Annotated in this window: 8 protein-coding genes; 7 read left to right on the top strand and 1 reads right to left on the bottom strand. The window is 40.7% G+C overall.

Annotated features, from left to right (window positions below):
* Positions 1 to 266 precede the first annotated feature (266 nt).
* The gene (locus tag G8Y84_RS11595; protein ID WP_481864898.1) at positions 267 to 7,658 is read left to right on the top strand and encodes a hypothetical protein; all 7,392 of its coding nucleotides are present in this window, start codon (positions 267 to 269) and stop codon (positions 7,656 to 7,658) included.
* Positions 7,659 to 10,753: 3,095 nt separating this feature from the next.
* On the opposite strand, the gene G8Y84_RS07760 is transcribed toward G8Y84_RS11595, so the two are convergent.
* A complete protein-coding gene (locus G8Y84_RS07760; RefSeq protein WP_165806249.1) occupies positions 10,754 to 11,584 on the bottom strand; it encodes a hypothetical protein in 831 nt (276 codons plus the stop codon).
* Between the two features lie 103 nt (positions 11,585 to 11,687).
* Between G8Y84_RS07760 and G8Y84_RS07755 the strand changes: the two genes are divergently transcribed.
* The 6 genes from G8Y84_RS07755 (at position 11,688) to secA2 (ending at position 19,698) form a co-directional block, all read left to right on the top strand.
* A complete protein-coding gene (locus tag G8Y84_RS07755; RefSeq protein ID WP_165806231.1) occupies positions 11,688 to 11,966 on the top strand; it encodes an LPXTG cell wall anchor domain-containing protein in 279 nt (92 codons plus the stop codon).
* Positions 11,967 to 12,076: 110 nt separating this feature from the next.
* Complete coding sequence (gene secY2 / locus G8Y84_RS07750) at positions 12,077 to 13,300, top strand: accessory Sec system protein translocase subunit SecY2 (RefSeq protein WP_105965635.1); 1,224 nt, start codon at positions 12,077 to 12,079, stop codon at positions 13,298 to 13,300.
* An 11-nt stretch (positions 13,301 to 13,311) separates the two neighbouring features.
* Positions 13,312 to 14,868, top strand: coding sequence for an accessory Sec system protein Asp1 (asp1, locus tag G8Y84_RS07745; RefSeq protein ID WP_165806248.1), 1,557 nt, complete (start codon positions 13,312 to 13,314; stop codon positions 14,866 to 14,868).
* A complete protein-coding gene (asp2, locus tag G8Y84_RS07740) occupies positions 14,858 to 16,417 on the top strand; it encodes an accessory Sec system protein Asp2 (protein WP_165806247.1) in 1,560 nt (519 codons plus the stop codon). The genes asp1 and asp2 overlap by 11 nt, the downstream gene beginning before the upstream one ends.
* Complete coding sequence (gene asp3, locus G8Y84_RS07735) at positions 16,407 to 17,318, top strand: accessory Sec system protein Asp3 (RefSeq protein WP_165806246.1); 912 nt, start codon at positions 16,407 to 16,409, stop codon at positions 17,316 to 17,318. Before asp2 ends, asp3 begins: the two co-directional genes overlap by 11 nt.
* Positions 17,308 to 19,698, top strand: a complete 2,391-nt coding sequence (gene secA2, locus G8Y84_RS07730) for an accessory Sec system translocase SecA2 (protein ID WP_165806245.1) — start codon at positions 17,308 to 17,310, stop codon at positions 19,696 to 19,698. The genes asp3 and secA2 overlap by 11 nt, the downstream gene beginning before the upstream one ends.
* Positions 19,699 to 19,707 lie beyond the last annotated feature (9 nt).

Below are 19,707 nucleotides of genomic sequence, written 5' to 3'. Positions count from 1 at the left end.
GTGCGTCAACAAGCGCATCATTAAGTACATCATTGAGTGAATCAGAAAGCGAAAGTATTTCTACTTCCATAAGCGAATCAACGAGCATTTCACTCTCACTATCAGAGTCAATAAGTAATTCAGAATCACTTAGTACGTCAACGTCAGTATCAGATTCAGAAAGTGAAAGTACCTCAACTTCATTGAGCGAATCAACAAGTACATCAATTTCATTATCAGAGTCAGTAAGCATTTCTGCATCACTGAGTGAGTCGACAAGCACGTCAGTGAGTGATTCAGAATCAGTGAGCACGTCAACGTCGATTTCAGATTCAGAAAGTGCGAGTACTTCAACATCATTAAGCGAATCAACAAGCACTTCTGTGAGCGATTCAGAATCAGTGAGCACATCGACATCAATCTCGGATTCGGAAAGTGCAAGCACATCAGTTTCATTGAGTGAATCAACAAGCACGTCAGTGAGTGATTCAGAATCAGTGAGCACGTCAACGTCGATTTCAGATTCAGAAAGCGTAAGTACTTCAACTTCATTAAGTGAATCAACGAGCACATCAGTGAGTGACTCAGAATCAGTGAGTACTTCAACGTCAATTTCAGATTCGGAAAGCGTAAGTACTTCAACTTCATTAAGTGAATCAACGAGCACATCAGTGAGTGACTCAGAATCAGTGAGTACGTCAACATCAGTATCAGATTCAGAAAGTGCGAGTACTTCAACATCATTAAGCGAATCAACAAGCACTTCTGTGAGCGATTCAGAATCAGTGAGCACATCGACATCAATCTCGGATTCGGAAAGTGCAAGCACATCAGTTTCATTGAGTGAATCAACAAGTACTTCAGTGAGTGATTCCGAATCGATCAGTACTTCAACATCTGTATCGGACTCAGAAAGTGTAAGTACTTCAACATCATTGAGTGATTCAACAAGCACGTCCGTAAGTGATTCTGAATCAGCGAGTACGTCAACATCAGTATCAGATTCAGAAAGTGCAAGCACATCAACATCGATCTCAGATTCAGAGAGTGCAAGTACATCGACTTCATTAAGTGAATCGACAAGTACGTCAGTGAGCAACTCAGAATCGGTGAGCACTTCAACATCAGTATCAGATTCAGAGAGTGTAAGTACTTCAATTTCATTAAGTGAATCGACAAGCACATCAGTGAGTGACTCAGAATCAGTGAGCACATCAACATCAGTGTCAGACTCAGAAAGCGTAAGTACGTCAACATCGATCTCAGATTCCGAAAGTGTAAGTACTTCTACATCGTTAAGTGAGTCAACGAGCATGTCAGTGAGCGATTCCGAATCGATCAGTACTTCAACATCTGTATCGGATTCAGAGAGCGCAAGTACCTCAACGTCACTAAGTGAATCGATAAGCACATCAGTAAGTGATTCAGAATCAATCAGTACTTCAACATCAGTATCAGATTCAGAGAGTACGAGCACATCAACATCACTAAGTGAGTCAACAAGTACATCAGTAAGCGACTCAGAATCGGTGAGTACCTCAACGTCACTTTCAGATTCCGAAAGTGCGAGTACATCGACTTCACTAAGCGAATCAACAAGCACATCAGTGAGTAACTCAGAATCGGTTAGCACATCAACATCAGTGTCAGACTCAGAGAGCGTAAGTACTTCAACATCGTTGAGTGAATCAACAAGTACGTCATTAAGCGATTCAGAATCAGTGAGCACATCAACTTCATTAAGCGAGTCAACAAGCACATCTGTAAGTGACTCAGAATCAGTGAGCACGTCAACATCAGTGTCAGACTCAGAAAGTGTAAGTACTTCGACATCATTAAGTGAGTCAACAAACACGTCGTTAAGTGACTCAGAGTCTGTAAGCACATCAACATCAATCTCAGATTCAGAGAGTGCGAGTACATCAACGTCACTAAGTGAATCGACAAGTACATCTGTAAGCGATTCAGAATCAGTGAGTACGTCAACATCAGTATCAGATTCAGAGAGTGCGAGCACATCAACTTCGTTGAGTGAGTCAACAAGTACATCAGTAAGCGATTCAGAATCAGTGAGTACGTCAACATCAGTATCAGATTCAGAGAGTGCGAGCACATCAACTTCGTTGAGTGAATCAACAAGTACATCAGTAAGTGATTCAGAGTCAGTGAGCACATCAACGTCAATTTCAGATTCCGAAAGCGCAAGTACATCAACTTCATTAAGCGACTCAACAAGCACATCAGTGAGCACGTCAACATCAATCTCAGATTCGGCAAGTGAAAGCACATCGACTTCATTAAGTGAATCGACAAGCACATCTGTGAGTGACTCAGAGTCCGTAAGCACGTCAACTTCACTAAGTGAGTCAACAAGTACATCAATCTCGTTATCAGAGTCAGTAAGTACTTCTGCATCATTGAGTGAGTCAACGAGTGCGTCAGTAAGCGACTCAGAATCAGTAAGCACGTCGACTTCAATATCAGACTCAGAAAGCGTAAGTGCTTCTACATCACTAAGTGAGTCAACAAGCACATCAGTAAGTGATTCAGAATCAGTGAGCACGTCGACATCAATCTCTGATTCAGCAAGTGCAAGTACATCAACTTCACTAAGCGAATCGACAAGTACATCAGTAAGCAATTCCGAATCAGTGAGCACTTCAGCATCTATCTCAGATTCAGCAAGTGAGAGCACATCAGTTTCATTAAGTGAGTCAACAAGCACGTCAGTAAGTGACTCAGAATCGGTGAGCACGTCAACATCAGTGTCAGACTCAGAAAGTGTAAGTACTTCTACATCATTAAGTGAGTCAACAAGCACGTCAGTGAGTGACTCAGAGTCAGTGAGTACATCAACATCTGTATCGGATTCAGAAAGCACAAGTACTTCAACATCGTTGAGTGAATCAACAAGTACATCAGTAAGCGACTCAGAATCAGTAAGCACGTCGACTTCAATATCGGACTCAGAAAGTACAAGTACTTCAACATCATTGAGTGAGTCCACAAGTACGTCAGTGATCGATTCTGAATCAGCGAGTACGTCAACATCAGTATCAGATTCAGAAAGTGTAAGTACTTCAACTTCGTTGAGCGAATCAACAAGTACATCAGTAAGTGACTCAGAATCAGTGAGTACATCAACAGCTGTATCAGATTCAGAGAGTGCAAGTACATCGACTTCATTAAGTGAGTCAACAAGCACGTCAGTAAGCGATTCAGAATCAGCAAGTACGTCAACATCAATTTCAGATTCTGAGAGTACGAGTACTTCAGTTTCATTAAGTGAATCAACAAGTACGTCATTAAGCGATTCAGAAAGTATAAGTACGTCAACTTCATTAAGTGAATCAACAAGTACATCAGTAAGTGACTCAGAGTCAGTAAGCACGTCGACATCAGTGTCAGATTCAGAGAGTGTAAGTACTTCTACATCATTAAGTGAGTCGACAAGTACTTCAGTAAGTGATTCAGAATCTGTAAGCACATCAACGTCAGTGTCAGATTCAGAAAGTGTAAGTACTTCAGCGTCATTAAGTGAGTCAACAAGTACGTCAGTGAGTGACTCAGAATCAGTGAGTACATCAACAGCTGTATCAGATTCAGAGAGTGCAAGTACATCGACTTCATTAAGTGAGTCAACAAGCACGTCAGTAAGCGATTCAGAATCAGCAAGTACGTCAACATCAATTTCAGATTCTGAGAGTACGAGTACTTCAACATCACTAAGCGAATCAACAAGTACGTCAGTGAGCGACTCAGAATCGGTTAGCACATCAACATCTGTTTCAGATTCGGAAAGCGTAAGTACTTCAACGTCACTAAGTGAGTCGACAAGCACGTCGGTAAGTGATTCAGAAAGTTTAAGTACTTCAGCGTCATTAAGTGAGTCAACAAGTACATCAGTGAGTGATTCAGAATCAGCGAGTACGTCAACATCAATCTCAGATTCCGAAAGTGCAAGCACATCGACTTCACTAAGTGAGTCAACGAGCACTTCTGTGAGTGATTCAGAGTCAGCAAGTACTTCAACATCAATCTCAGATTCCGAAAGCGTAAGCACTTCAACTTCGTTGAGCGAATCAACAAGCACTTCAGTAAGTGATTCAGAATCAGTGAGTACGTCAATATCAATCTCAGATTCGGCAAGTGAAAGCACATCGACTTCATTAAGTGAATCAACAAGTACATCAGTAAGTGATTCAGAGTCTGTAAGCACGTCAACATCAATCTCAGATTCAGCAAGTGCGAGCACATCAACTTCACTAAGTGAATCGACAAGCACATCTGTGAGTGACTCAGAGTCCGTAAGCACGTCAACGTCAATCTCGGATTCAGAGAGCGCAAGTACTTCAACATCACTAAGCGAATCGACAAGTACATCAGTGAGCGACTCAGAATCAGTAAGCACATCAACGTCAATTTCTGATTCAGCAAGTGAAAGCACATCGACTTCACTAAGTGAGTCAACAAGCACATCAGTAAGTGATTCAGAATCAGTGAGTACTTCAACATCACTAAGCGAATCGACAAGTACGTCAGTAAGCGACTCAGAATCGGTGAGCACGTCAACATCAGTGTCAGACTCAGAAAGTGTAAGTACTTCAGTTTCATTAAGTGAGTCAACAAGCACGTCAGTGAGTAATTCAGAATCAGTGAGCACATCAAAATCAGTGTCAAACTCAGAAAGCGTAAGTACATCGACTTCATTGAGTGAATCAACAAGTAATTCAATGAGTAATTCAGAATCAATCAGTACTTCAACATCAGTATCAGACTCAGAAAGTACAAGTACTTCAACTTCGTTGAGTGAATCAACAAGTACGTCAGTGAGCGATTCCGAATCAGTGAGCACGTCGACTTCAGTATCAGATTCCGAAAGCGCAAGTACTTCAGTTTCATTAAGTGAGTCAACAAGTACATCAGTAAGCGACTCAGAATCAGTAAGCACTTCAACATCTGTATCAGCTTCAGCAAGTGTGAGTACATCAACTTCATTGAGTGAGTCAGCAAGTACATCAGTGAGTGATTCAGAATTATTGAGTACGTCAACATCAGTGTCAGATTCGGAAAGCGTAAGTACTTCAGTTTCATTGAGTGAGTCAACAAGTACATCAGTAAGCGATTCAGAATCAGTTAGCGCATCAACATCTGTTTCAGATTCGGAAAGCGTAAGTACATCAACGTCATTAAGTGAGTCGACAAGTACATCAGTGAGCACATCAACATCAGTGTCAAACTCAGAAAGCGTAAGTACATCAACTTCATTGAGTGAGTCAACAAGCACATCAGTAAGCGATTCAGAATCAGTGAGCACATCAACATCAGTATCGGATTCAGAGAGCGCCAGTACTTCAACGTCACTAAGTGAATCGACAAGCACATCAGTAAGTGATTCAGAATCAATCAGTACTTCAACATCAGTATCAGATTCAGAGAGTACGAGCACATCAAATTCACTAAGTGAGTCAACAAGCGCGTCAGTAAGTGACTCCGAAAGTGTAAGTGCTTCAACTTCATTGAGTGAATCGACAAGCACATCAGTGTCAGACTCAGCAAGTGTAAGTACCTCAACATCATTAAGTGAGTCAACAAGTACGTCAGTAATTGACTCAGAATCAGCGAGCAGTTCAACGTCTATCTCAGACTCAGAAAGCGTAAGTACGTCAACATCGATCTCAGATTCCGAAAGTGTAAGTACTTCTACATCGTTAAGTGAGTCAACGAGCATGTCAGTGAGCGATTCCGAATCGATCAGTACTTCAACATCTGTATCGGATTCAGAGAGCGCAAGTACCTCAACGTCACTAAGTGAATCGATAAGCACATCAGTAAGTGATTCAGAATCAGTGAGCACCTCAACGTCAGTATCAGATTCAGAGAGTGCAAGTACTTCAACTTCATTGAGTGAGTCAACAAGTACGTCAGTAAGCGATTCAGAATCGATCAGCACGTCAACGTCAGTATCAGACTCAGAAAGTACAAGTACATCGGCTTCATTAAGTGAATCGACAAGTACGTCGATAAGCGATTCAGAATCAGCGAGTACATCAACATCGTTGAGTGAATCAACAAGTACGTCAGTGAGCGACTCAGAATCGGTTAGCACATCAACGTCAATTTCAGATTCCGAAAGCGCAAGTACATCAACTTCATTAAGTGAGTCGACAAGTACGTCAGTGAGTGATTCAGAATCAGCGAGTACGTCAACATCAGTATCAGATTCAGAGAGCGCAAGCACATCGACTTCATTAAGTGAGTCAACAAGCGCGTCAGTAAGTGATTCAGAATCGATTAGTACATCAACGTCAATTTCAGATTTCGAAAGCGCAAGTACTTCAGTTTCATTAAGTGAGTCAACAAGTACATCAGTAAGTGATTCAGAATCAGCGAGTACGTCAACATCAGTATCAGATTCAGAGAGTGCTAGTACTTCTACATCATTAAGTGAATCGACAAGTACGTCAGTGAGCAACTCAGAATCGGTGAGCACTTCAACATCAGTATCGGATTCAGCAAGTGCAAGTACGTCAATAAGTGATTCAGAAAGCGTAAGTACTTCAACATCACTAAGTGAGTCAACAAGCACGTCAGTGAGTACGTCAACATCAGTATCAGATTCAGAGAGTGTAAGTACTTCAATTTCATTAAGTGAATCGACAAGCACATCAGTGAGTGATTCAGAATCTGTAAGCACATCAACATCAGTGTCAGACTCAGAAAGCGTAAGTACGTCAACATCGATCTCAGATTCCGAAAGTGTAAGTACTTCAACATCTGTATCGGATTCAGAGAGCGCAAGTACCTCAACGTCACTAAGTGAATCGACAAGCACATCTGTTAGCGATTCAGAATCAGTGAGTACGTCAACATCAGTATCAGATTCAGAGAGTGCGAGCACATCAACTTCGTTGAGTGAGTCAACAAGTACATCAGTAAGTGATTCAGAGTCAGTGAGCACATCAACGTCAGTGAGCGACTCAGAATCTGTAAGCACTTCAACATCATTAAGTGAGTCGACAAGCACTTCAGTAAGTGATTCAGAATCAGCGAGTACGTCAACATCAGTATCAGATTCAGAGAGTGCTAGTACTTCTACATCATTAAGTGAATCGACAAGTACTTCAGTAAGCGACTCAGAATCAGTGAGCACGTCAACTTCACTAAGTGACTCAACAAGTACATCAATCTCGTTATCAGAGTCAGTAAGTACTTCTGCATCATTGAGTGAGTCAACGAGTGCGTCAGTAAGCGATTCAGCAAGTACGAGTACTTCAGTTTCATTAAGTGAATCGGCAAGCACATCAGTAAGCGACTCAGAATCAGTAAGCACGTCGACTTCAGTATCAGACTCAGAAAGCGTAAGTGCTTCTACATCACTAAGTGAGTCAACAAGCACATCAGTAAGTGATTCAGAATCAGTGAGCACGTCGACATCAATCTCTGATTCAGAAAGTGCAAGTACATCAACTTCACTAAGCGAATCGACAAGTATATCAGTAAGCAATTCCGAATCAGTGAGCACTTCAGCATCTATCTCAGATTCAGCAAGTGAGAGCACATCAATTTCATTAAGTGAGTCAACAAGCACGTCAGTAAGTGACTCAGAATCAGTAAGCACATCAACGTCAATCTCGGATTCAGAGAGCGCAAGTACTTCAACATCACTAAGCGAATAGACAAGTACGTCAGTAAGCGACTCAGAATCGGTGAGCACGTCAACATCAGTGTCAGACTCAGAAAGTGTAAGTACTTCTACATCATTAAGTGAGTCAACAAGCACGTCAGTGAGTGACTCAGAGTCAGTGAGTACATCAACATCTGTATCGGATTCAGAAAGCACAAGTACTTCAACATCGTTGAGTGAATCAACAAGTACATCAGTGAGCGATTCAGAATCATTGAGCATGTCAACGTCTGTATCGGATTCCGAAAGCGCAAGTACATCGACTTCATTAAGTGAATCGACAAGTACATCAGTGAGTGATTCAGAATCAGTAAGTACGTCAACATCAATCTCAGATTCAGCAAGTGCAAGTACATCGACATCATTGAGTGAATCAACAAGTAATTCAATGAGTAATTCAGAATCAATCAGTACTTCAACATCTGTATCAGACTCAGAAAGTACAAGTACTTCAACTTCGTTGAGTGAATCAACAAGTACATCAGTAAGTGAATCAGAATCAGCGAGTACGTCAACATCGGTTTCAGACTCGGAAAGTGCAAGTACATCGACTTCATTGAGTGAATCAACAAGTACATCAGTAAGTGATTCAGAATCAGTGAGTACATCAACGTCTGTATTGGATTCGGAAAGCGTAAGTGCTTCTACATCACTAAGTGATTCAGCAAGCACATCAGTAAGTACATCAACATCTGTATCAGATTCGGAAAGTGTGAGCACGTCGACATCAGTATCGGATTCAGAGAGTGTAAGTACATCAACTTCACTAAGTGAATCAATAAGTACATCTGTAAGTGACTCAGAGTCAGTGAGCACGTCAACATCAGTATCGGATTCAGAAAGTGCAAGTACGTCAACTTCACTAAGTGAATCGACAAGCACATCTGTTAGCGATTCCGAATCAATCAGCACGTCAACATCAGTATCGGATTCAGAAAGTGTAAGTACTTCAACTTCATTGAGTGAATCGACAAGTACGTCAGTGAGCGATTCCGAATCAGTGAGCACATCAACATCAATCTCAGATTCGGAAAGCGCAAGTACTTCAACTTCATTGAGTGAATCGACAAGTACATCAGTAAGCGACTCAGAATCAGTAAGCACGTCCACGTCAATTTCAGATTCCGAAAGTGCAAGCACATCAACTTCACTAAGTGAGTCGACAAGCACTTCAGTAAGTGATTCAGAATCGGTTAGCACGTCAACGTCGATCTCAGACTCAGAAAGTACAAGTACTTCAACATCATTGAGTGAGTCAGCAAGTACATCAGTGAGTGATTCAGAATTATTGAGTACGTCAACATCAGTGTCAGATTCGGAAAGTGGAAGCACATCGACTTCACTAAGTGAGTCAACAAGTACATCAGTAAGCGATTCAGAATCAGTTAGCGCATCAACATCAATCTCAGATTCGGAAAGCGTAAGTACATCAACGTCATTAAGTGAGTCGACAAGTACATCAGTGAGCACATCAACATCAGTGTCAAACTCAGAAAGCGTAAGTACATCAACTTCATTGAGTGAATCAACAAGTACTTCTGTGAGTGATTCAGAGTCAGTAAGTACGTCAACATCAATCTCAGATTCAGAAAGCGTAAGCACTTCAACTTCGTTGAGCGAATCGACAAGCACATCTGTGAGTGACTCAGAGTCCTTAAGCACATCAACGTCAATTTCAGATTCGGAAAGTGGAAGCACATCGACTTCACTAAGTGAGTCAACAAGTACATCAGTGAGCACATCAACATCAGTGTCAAACTCAGAAAGCGTAAGTACATCAACTTCATTGAGTGAATCAACAAGCACATCTGTGAGTGACTCAGAATCAGTAAGTACGTCAACATCAGTTTCAGATTCCGAAAGCGCAAGCACGTCAACTTCATTGAGTGAGTCAGCAAGTACATCAGTGAGTGATTCAGAATCATTGAGTACGTCAACATCAATCTCAGATTCGGAAAGTGCGAGCACATCAGTTTCATTAAGTGAATCAACAAGCACTTCAGTAAGCGACTCAGCATCAGTAAGTACGTCAACATCAGTGTCAGATTCGGAAAGTGGAAGCACATCGACTTCACTAAGTGAGTCAACAAGTACATCAGTAAGTGATTCAGAATCAGTGAGCACATCAACATCAATCTCAGATTCAGCAAGTGCGAGCACATCAGTTTCATTAAGTGAATCGACAAGTACTTCAGTAAGCAACTCAGAATCAGTGAGCACATCAACATCAGTATCAGATTCAGAGAGTGCGAGTACTTCAACTTCATTGAGTGAGTCAACAAGTATATCAGTAAGTGATTCAGAATCAGTTAGCACATCAACATCAGTGTCAGATTCAGAGAGTGCGAGCACTTCAACTTCGTTGAGTGAGTCAACAAGCACATCAGTAAGCGATTCAGAATCAGTGAGCACATCAACATCAGTATCGGATTCAGAGAGCGCCAGTACTTCAACGTCACTAAGTGAATCGACAAGCACATCAGTAAGTGATTCAGAATCAATCAGTACTTCAACATCAGTATCAGATTCAGAGAGTACGAGCACATCAAATTCACTAAGTGAGTCAACAAGCGCGTCAGTAAGTGACTCCGAAAGTGTAAGTGCTTCAACTTCATTGAGTGAATCGACAAGTACGTCAGTAAGTGATTCAGAATCAGTGAGTACATCAACGTCAGTGTCAGATTCCGAAAGTGTAAGTACTTCAGCGTCATTAAGTGAGTCGACAAGTACATCAGTGAGAGATTCAGCAAGTGTAAGTACATCGACTTCATTGAGTGAATCGACAAGCACATCAGTGAGAGATTCAGAATCAGTGAGCACGTCAACATCTGTATCGGATTCCGAAAGCGTAAGTACATCGACTTCATTGAGTGAATCGACAAGCACATCAGTGAGAGATTCAGAATCAGTGAGCACGTCAACATCTGTATCGGATTCCGAAAGCGTAAGTACATCAACTTCATTAAGCGACTCAACAAGCACGTCAGTGAGTAGCTCAGAATCAATCAGTACTTCAACATCTGTATCAGATTCAGCAAGTGTAAGTACATCGACTTCATTGAGTGAGTCAACAAGCACATCAGTGAGTTATTCAGAATCATTGAGTACGTCAACATCAGTATCGGATTCAGCAAGTGCAAGTACGTCAATAAGTGATTCAGAAAGCGTAAGTACTTCAACATCACTAAGTGAGTCAACAAGCACTTCAGTAAGTGATTCAGAATCGGTTAGCACGTCAACGTCGATCTCAGAATCAGAAAGCGTAAGTACTTCAACTTCATTAAGTGAGTCAACAAGTACATCAGTGAGCGACTCAGCATCGGTTAGTACATCAACGTCAATTTCTGATTTCGAAAGTGTAAGTACTTCAACTTCGTTGAGCGAATCAACAAGTACATCTGTAAGTGACTCAGAATCAATTAGCAAATCAACATCAGTGTCAGACTCAGCAAGTGTAAGTACTTCAACTTCATTAAGCGAAACGATAAGTATTTCGTTAAGCAATAATGATTCGACAGTTACTTCAACAGGTACTGGTGAAAGCCACTCAATGAGTGAAATTGATGTCATAAGTGTTAGTGTTTCACTGTCTGAAAGTATCAGTACATCATTAAGTGAATCAGTGAGCACATCAACATCTGTATCAGACTCAACAAGCGTAAGCACGTCGACATCATTAAGTGAGTCAACAAGTGCTTCAATGAGTAGCTCAGAGTCAGCAAGCACATCGACATCACTAAGCGATTCAATCAGTACATCGATTTCTCTATCTGAAAGCGTAAGCACATCAGCTTCAATGAGTGAATCGACAAGTGCGTCAGTTAGTGATTCAAGCTCAAGAAGCACATCAACATCTGTATCAGACTCAACAAGCGTAAGCACATCAACATCTGTATCAGACTCAACAAGCGTAAGCACGTCAACATCATTAAGTGAGTCAACGAGTGCATCATTAAGTGACTCAAGCTCAGCAAGCGCATCAGACTCTACTACAACGTCTGTAAGTCAATCAGCGTCAAGTGTGACATCAACATCGTTATCGACTTCAGATTCAACAAGTGGATCAATGTCATCCTCTGAATCTCAAGCACCGTTTATCGGTAGCACATCTATGAATCAAGGTGACAACACAACGACAGCACAACAGGCAAAAGTGACTGAAAAAGCGCAGTTACCTGATACAGGTCAAGCGACAAGCAACAATGGATTAGTTGGGGCGGTTGCCGCAATGTTGGCTGGATTAGGTTTACTCAGAAAATCAAAAAAAGATAAAAAGAAAGCAACGAAGTCTAACAAATAATAAATAGACAACATGGGTTAAAGAGGCTAGACACAAGTGAACTTTGGAAAATTTGCCAGAGACTCGTGCTTCTAGCCTCTTTGGCAACATGTTATTAAAAGAGGGTTAATGTGAAGAATAATCTATTTTTTCGTATTTTAGGACAATACGAATATAAAATTTTACATAAACGTATATTATTTACGTTGTTCATATTATTGATATACATATTCGGTAGTCACATTTCTATCGTTAGCTCAGATAAAATGAATGCGCAAGAAAATTCATTTTATAAACTTGCGGTGTCAAATATGGGCGGGGACTTGCATACACTCAATATTTTTTCGCTAGGTCTTGGACCGTGGTTAACCGCAATGATCTTTTTAATGTTGTTACGTTACCGTAATTTTGAAAAAGCGATGCGCCAAACGCGTAAAGAAAAACACTACCAAGAAAAATTATTGACGCTCGCCTTATGTATTGTTCAAGGTTATTTTATGATTCATCAATCAGTGGTGAAAGATCATATTAAAGAAGCAAATATCTTTTTGCTTTTGTTAGTTGTTGTGACCGGTGCGATGTTATTGGTTTGGATGGCGGATCAAAATGTACGCTATGGGATTGCAGGGCCTATGCCGATTGTGCTTCTCAGTATTGTGCGGTCGATTTTTAATCAACGTCTCCCTGAACTTCACGTCCAAACATTTATTTTAATGACCATCATTGTCCTTGTTATAGTTGCTTTATTTGTTTTATTACTCATTGAATTGGTCGAATATCGTTTAAACTATCGAGACATCATGCATATTACGGATACACGAACGCCTTCTTATTTGGCTTGGAAATTAAATCCGGCGGGCAGTATTTCAATTATGATCAGTTTATCTGTCTTTATTCTTCTTAATAGTGTCATCAATTTAATTATTGGTTTCGTGACGGGGAAGACAACGCATATCGCATTTTTAAGTTTCAATAATGCGATAGGAATTACTGTCTATATTTTGATGCAAATAATTTTAGGTTATTGGATGTCACGTTTGTTGATTAATACTAAGCAAAAGACGAAAGATTTTTTGAAAAGTGGCAACTATTTTGTCGGTGTGTATCCAGGTACTGAGACGGACGCTTTCTTAAACAGTAAAGCACGACGCATATGTTGGACAGGTTCTATTATTGTCGGTTTGATTATTGGTATTCCTTTGTATTGCACGTTATTTGTCCCTCAACTTTCACAACAAATCTATTTTGCAATTCAATTGATTATCATGGTCTACATCAGTATTAATATCGCTGAAACTTTGCGGACGTATTTGTATTTTGATAAATATCAACAGTTTTTGACTAAATATTGGTAAGGAGATTTTTCATGAAACGTTTTATCCCGGCGTGGTATAGCTCACATCAATGGTGGGAAAGTCAGGCAGAGCCTTTTTATCGTAAGCGTTCGATTACAGAGTTTGATGATTTGATTAGCTTAATGGCGATGCATCAAAAAAATGACTGTGATTTCGAAATGATGATTCTCAATTATAGTCCACATTTGCGCACGTTTTTACATCGTCATGATTTGTTTGAATCAAAGTATTGGTCTGTTTTTGATGAAATTCAAGGATTTACGCATCAAACCCCACAATCTGTAGATTATAGACAACTCAATTGGCCAAGTGGTACGGAATTCGTGTATACGCCTTACCTCATTCGGGCGATTACCGCTAAAAATCGTTATTCCAATATTTACTTTAGTCAAGAAGGTTATTTAATTTGGATTGAGGACTTTGAAAATCAAACCAAATGTCGACGTTTGGTTTTTGATGATCGTGGATGCTTATCCAGTGTGCTTTATTTTGATGCGCAAGGTACGCCACAAACGCTTCGTTACATGACGCAAGATGGGGATTGGATTTTAGAGGAAAATCTCGTTCAAGGAACTGTGGCGGTACACGAAAAATATGAAATTCATTTTTCAAAATACACCTATTCGACCATGTCAGAGGTCATTCAAGAATATTTGGGCTATCATCGAGACCGTACGATGAACGATTTAGATGAAATCATTATTGCTGCAGATGTTCGACATAACGCTTTGATTACGAAGACGTTCAAGACACAGCGTTTATGTTTTTCTTTATTCCAACAGCGTAATCTAGACATGACTGAGCACGACTTGCAAACTATAGAAGCGGGGCAAAGTTGGCTTGTGGATACCCGGGAAAATGAACGGAGACTTGAAAAATATAAAGCCAAACATCATTTATCGAATCGTCTCATGCGGATTACGCCTTTTGATGCACAAGTCATGCCAAACCGCAGTAATCAGTTACATGAAACGTATATTGGTTTATGGATAGACGGTCTCAGCGAATCACAATTAAAAAGTGTGCTCCCACAACTTGTCCATTATATGGAACAACATGAAGAGGTGCGCCTCGTCCTAATCACAGAATGGGAAAAACATCGTGTCTCTCGATGGTTGCTTAACGAAATTACAGCGATTAATGACCGTTTTAATCATAAGAAAGATCTTCCTGAAGAACTTATGGAATTGATGAAAGAAGTTGAAGAAGTCGTTTACATCGAACTGAAAATGGTGCCTTTTGAATTAGACATTGTCGAAGCGATGACGACCCTCCGTATTGTCATCGATTTATCAGAAGAACCGGATTTGTTTTTACAAATCTGTTGTCTAGGTGCAGGGTTGCCTCAAATTAATCAAACGGAGACAGATTATGTCCAACCAGGGACGAATGGATTAGTCATCAATACGGAACAAGCGTTAATTCCAGCTTTAGATTATTTTTTAACGCACTTAAAACATTGGAATCATTCCTATGCGTATTCGCAGAAACTGGCTAAAAATTATGCTTCTGAAAAAATAATCGACCAGTTAAATCAATTGATTGAAGGTGGAGAGTATGGCGCGTAAATTTAGAGTGCTCCAAATTGGAGGGCACGACTATGGTCCTCATTTTGAAGATGACAAGAACACAGATTGGGATTATTTGAATCCACAAATTTTTAGTAATTATGAAGATTATAAGCGAGCAGTCAAAGATACCATTTATGTTCATGGTCAATTTAATTTGATTTTTGTCCAAACTCCTTTTTCTGAAGGGCTAATGGAAACTTTGGAAGTCGCAAGTCAACCCTATACGACCTATGTAGATAGTCAGTTTTGGGATGATCAATTTGAAGCACATCCTCTTGTCACACAACGTATTATACGTCCACTTGAATACAAAGATTTAAATGATTTATATGAAAAGTTAAAATCGGTGACGTTCTCAGGACAATATGGAGATAAATTGTCGCCTAAATTTTGTATGGTCAACCCGTCTTTTCAAGGCACAGCTGACTATGTCGGGAATAAAGCTTTAGTGCTTTCAGGGGACTTTGGTGAGGAGATGACGCCGATTTTGTCTTGGCAAAAGCATCTCTTCTATGATGAAGGTAAAGTGATTCAAGTTTGGCCAGAGTTCACGTTGTCAGGAAATGTTAAGGTTGAATTTGTGTTTCGTCTTATTTCCTCAGGGACGGCAGACAATATTGTCGAAGAGTTTGTTGTATCTCATCATGATTTAGCGACACCTTTAGAAATTCCAAGACGTACCCACGATGCCTATATTGTGTTGAGCGCACGTGCGAAAGGGCAAGGGTCGTTTGAAATGGGGGCCATGCATAAACGCTGGTCACGTTTAGAGATGGGACAGTTTATTTTAGGTGGCCAACGCTATGCCGATGCGAATAGAGATGAATTCATTCATTATTTCAATCCTGGGGACATGAAACCGCCGCTCAACGTTTATTTTAGTGGCTATCGTTCTGCGGAAGGATTCGAAGGCTATTTTATGATGAATCGTTTTAAAGCACCGTTTATACTCATCGGTGATCCTCGAATTGAAGGTGGGGCCTTCTATTTAGGCTCTGAAGAATATGAATCGGCGATAAAACAAGTGATTCAAGACGGACTCGAACGCCTTGGGTTTGCGCCAGATGAGTTGATTTTATCAGGATTGTCGATGGGGTCATTTGGTGCATTGTATTACGGCGCACAACTGAATCCGGCAGGGATTGTCGTGGGTAAACCATTAATCAATATAGGGACGGTGGCGGAGAATATGCCCCTGCTTCGTCCGGAAGATTTTGGGACTGCACTCGACGTCCTTTTGAAAAATGAATCCGGTCTTAAGCAAGAGGATATCGACCGGCTCAATCAAAAATTTTGGCAAAAGATCGAGGCGGCTGACTTTTCAAACACGACCTTTGCGATTTCATATATGCAACATGATGATTATGATATGCATGCCTTTGACTTGTTGCTTCCTATTTTGACGCGACAACATGCGCGTGTGATGAGTCGAGGCGTACCGGGAAGACATAACGATGATTCACCGACAATTACAAGTTGGTTCGTCAATTTTTACAACATCATTTTGGAAAGTCGATTTGGGAGAGTGACACAACGTGCAAAATAACAGTGATACGATTCGTTGGACACAAATTACGCCATCGACGTTTATGTATGGCTCACAATTACAATTTAAAGAAGATGAAACCATTTTTAAAAATGCGCTTATGCCTTCAGGAATCGTGATTCATGAATGGCAGATGATGACCCAATATACTGCAGATAAAATGATTCCGACATTACCTATTTTAAAGAGAGGACAGACGTATCATTTTTCGTTTGACTATGAGGTTGAACCAGCGGACCATATTTATTTCAAACTCATTTTTAAACGACGTAACGGGACAGAAGCGGGTACTCAAATTATAAAGGGACACGAAGCAGACGTTGTTTATCCGAAAGACGCTTTTTCATATGTATTACAGATGATTAATGCGGCAGCACAGGACATTCGGTTTCGGACGATTACGATTGGCCCACATGAAGGAGATGCGCTTCATCAACAATTGTCGATTTCAGAGGTTGTCAACGAAGATCAGACATTGCCGGTACGCAATATCATTTTTGTAGAAGCACAGGAATTGTCTTATGATGCGATTCGAAATATGAAAAATGTGATTGGGATTGAACATTGGCAACAAGTAGAGGAAGAGACAGTGTTTGAAAGACTGAGCCCCCTTGTTGAGGATTTCTCACACTTACATTTTATCGGTTATCACGAAGCGTCCAATGAAATGGCCTATCACATGGCAGAAAAATTTGGAGGCACTGCCTTTATGACGCATCACCATGCACAAACTAAGCCAAGCTTCCCATCTCGACGGGGCACGGAGAGGGTAGTGTATATGGATGAAGAAAAGGATGCGATGCAATCTCTGGGCATTGTTGAAAATTTGTTAAATCCAAGTCATTTTTTAAAGTATATCAATATCAATCAGCTGAATGGAGGGCGTCACGATGAAATTTAGTATGACTCATACGATCAACCAAATGCGTCTTAAACGCCTTCGAAAAATCTTGCATCAAGTCAATAGCTATAGTGACGCGTATGCACAACTTGAAGACGCCGCACTCCAAGCAAAAACGGCTGAATTTCAAAAAGTCATTCAGGCAGGCACCTCTTTATCTCAACTGTTACCTGAGGCCTATGCGGTGATACGAGAAGCCAGTCGACGTGTACTTGGGATGTATCCCAAAGATGTCCAAGTGTTAGGGGCCATTGTATTACATGAAGGTAATATTGCGGAAATGCAGACAGGAGAAGGCAAAACGTTAACAGCGACGATGCCACTTTATCTCAATGCGCTCACTGGAAAAGGGGCCTATTTGATTACGACGAATGATTATTTGGCACGTAGGGACTATGAAGAGATGAAACCGCTGTTTGAATGGCTCGGACTCACGATTGCCCTCGGTTTTGTAGATATTCCGGATTATGAATACATGCCAGGGGAAAAACAAAAAATTTATAGTCATGACATCATTTATACGACAAATGGTCGTTTAGGGTTTGATTATTTAATCGACAATTTGGCAGATGGTCAAGAAGGAAAATTCTTGCCCGATTTAAATTTTGGGATTATCGATGAAGCGGATTCCATTATTTTAGATTCTGCGCAAACCCCACTCGTTATTTCAGGGGCACCTCGGGTACAATCCAATTTGTTTCATATCGTGAAAGCCTTTGTAGAAACGTTAAAAAAAGACGTCCATTTCAAAATGGAAAAAACTAAAAAAGAAATTTGGCTTACGCCAGAGGGAATTGATGCGGCAAATGCCTACTTTGGTATCGAAAGCATTTATGAAGAAGGCTATTTTGACTTGGCACGTAACATTAATTTAGCGCTACGTGCACGCCACTTGTTTGATGCCAATTTAGATTATTTCGTCTATAACGGGGAGGTCGTCCTCATCGACCGTATTACTGGACGTATGCTGCCCGGAACAAAATTACAATCGGGTCTACATCAAGCGATTGAAGCAAAGGAAAATGTCGAATTGTCACTGGATATGAGTGTGATGGCCACGATTACGTTTCAAAATTTATTCCGTCAATTCAACGATTTTTCAGGAATGAGTGCCACAAGTAAGCTCGGTGAAAAAGAGTTTTTCGATTTGTATTCGAAAGTTGTCGTACAAATTCCGACAGATCGACCGATTGCACGTCACGATGAGGAAGACCGTGTGTTTAAAAATGCAGAAGACAAAAATAAAGCCATTTTAGAACGTGTTCAAGCGTTATATGAATCGCAACGCCCTGTCCTTTTAATCACTCGTACGGCAGAAGTGGCTGAATATTTTTCGATGGCGCTATTTGAGTTGAATATCCCTAATAACTTATTAATTGCGCAAAATGTAGCGAAAGAAGCGCAAATGATTGCCGAAGCCGGACAACTCAGTGCGGTGACAGTTGCAACGAGTATGGCAGGTCGTGGCACCGACATTAAACTAGCAGAGGGTGTCCAAGAACTTGGTGGGCTTGCGGTCATTATTAGTGAACATATGGAAAATAGTCGTGTGGACCGCCAATTGCGCGGGCGTGCAGGAAGACAAGGGGATCCGGGATCTTCTCAAATTTATATTTCACTCGAAGACTATCTCGTTAAACGATGGGGTAAAGGCCATATGTTAAATAATGACAAGCTGAATCAAGTAGACAGTGACGCGCTCCAACAAAGCCGTATGTTTCAAAAGCGCGTTCAAAAAACAGTGGCGCGTGCACAACGGGTCTCCGAAGAACATGGGGTGCTTCAACGTGAAATGGCCAACGAATATGAGAAAAGTATCAGTATTCAACGGGAATTGATTTATCAAGAACGCGATCGTGTGTTAGCACTCTGGGATATCGGACGCTTGAATTTAACACAACTTGCGGAAGAAGTATTTCGACGCGATTATCGTCAAAAAGCCCTCAACAGCCGAGAAAAATTAATCGACTATATTTATCAGCGCGTGAGTTTTCAATTTGCGGATGACTTAAGTGACCTCTCATTACACAATGAAAAAGAAGTCGTCACTTTTTTAACCAAACTATTTGAATCAACGTTACAGGCACAAGAACAAGCATTAAATGATAATTATCTTTACACACGCTTTGTACAAAAAGCGATATTAAAAGCCATAGATAGTCATTGGATTCAACAAGTCGACCATTTACAACAACTCAAAAGCAGTGTTCAAAATCGACAAAATGGCCAACGAAATGCCATTTTCGAATACCATAAAGTCGCTTTAGAATCTTTTGAAACAATGAGTACGGAAATTAAAGGGCATATCATTCATAATCTTTGCCAAAGTGTCACGACTTTTGACAAAGAAGGGAAGCTCGTCGTACATTTTCCAAATTAAAGAGGTGGG

Source organism: Staphylococcus sp. 11511212 (assembly GCF_011394755.1).
Lineage (GTDB): Bacteria > Bacillota > Bacilli > Staphylococcales > Staphylococcaceae > Staphylococcus > Staphylococcus chromogenes.
The sequence above is the reverse complement of the archived record's forward strand: the minus strand, read 5'-3'. Positions and strand labels throughout refer to the sequence as shown.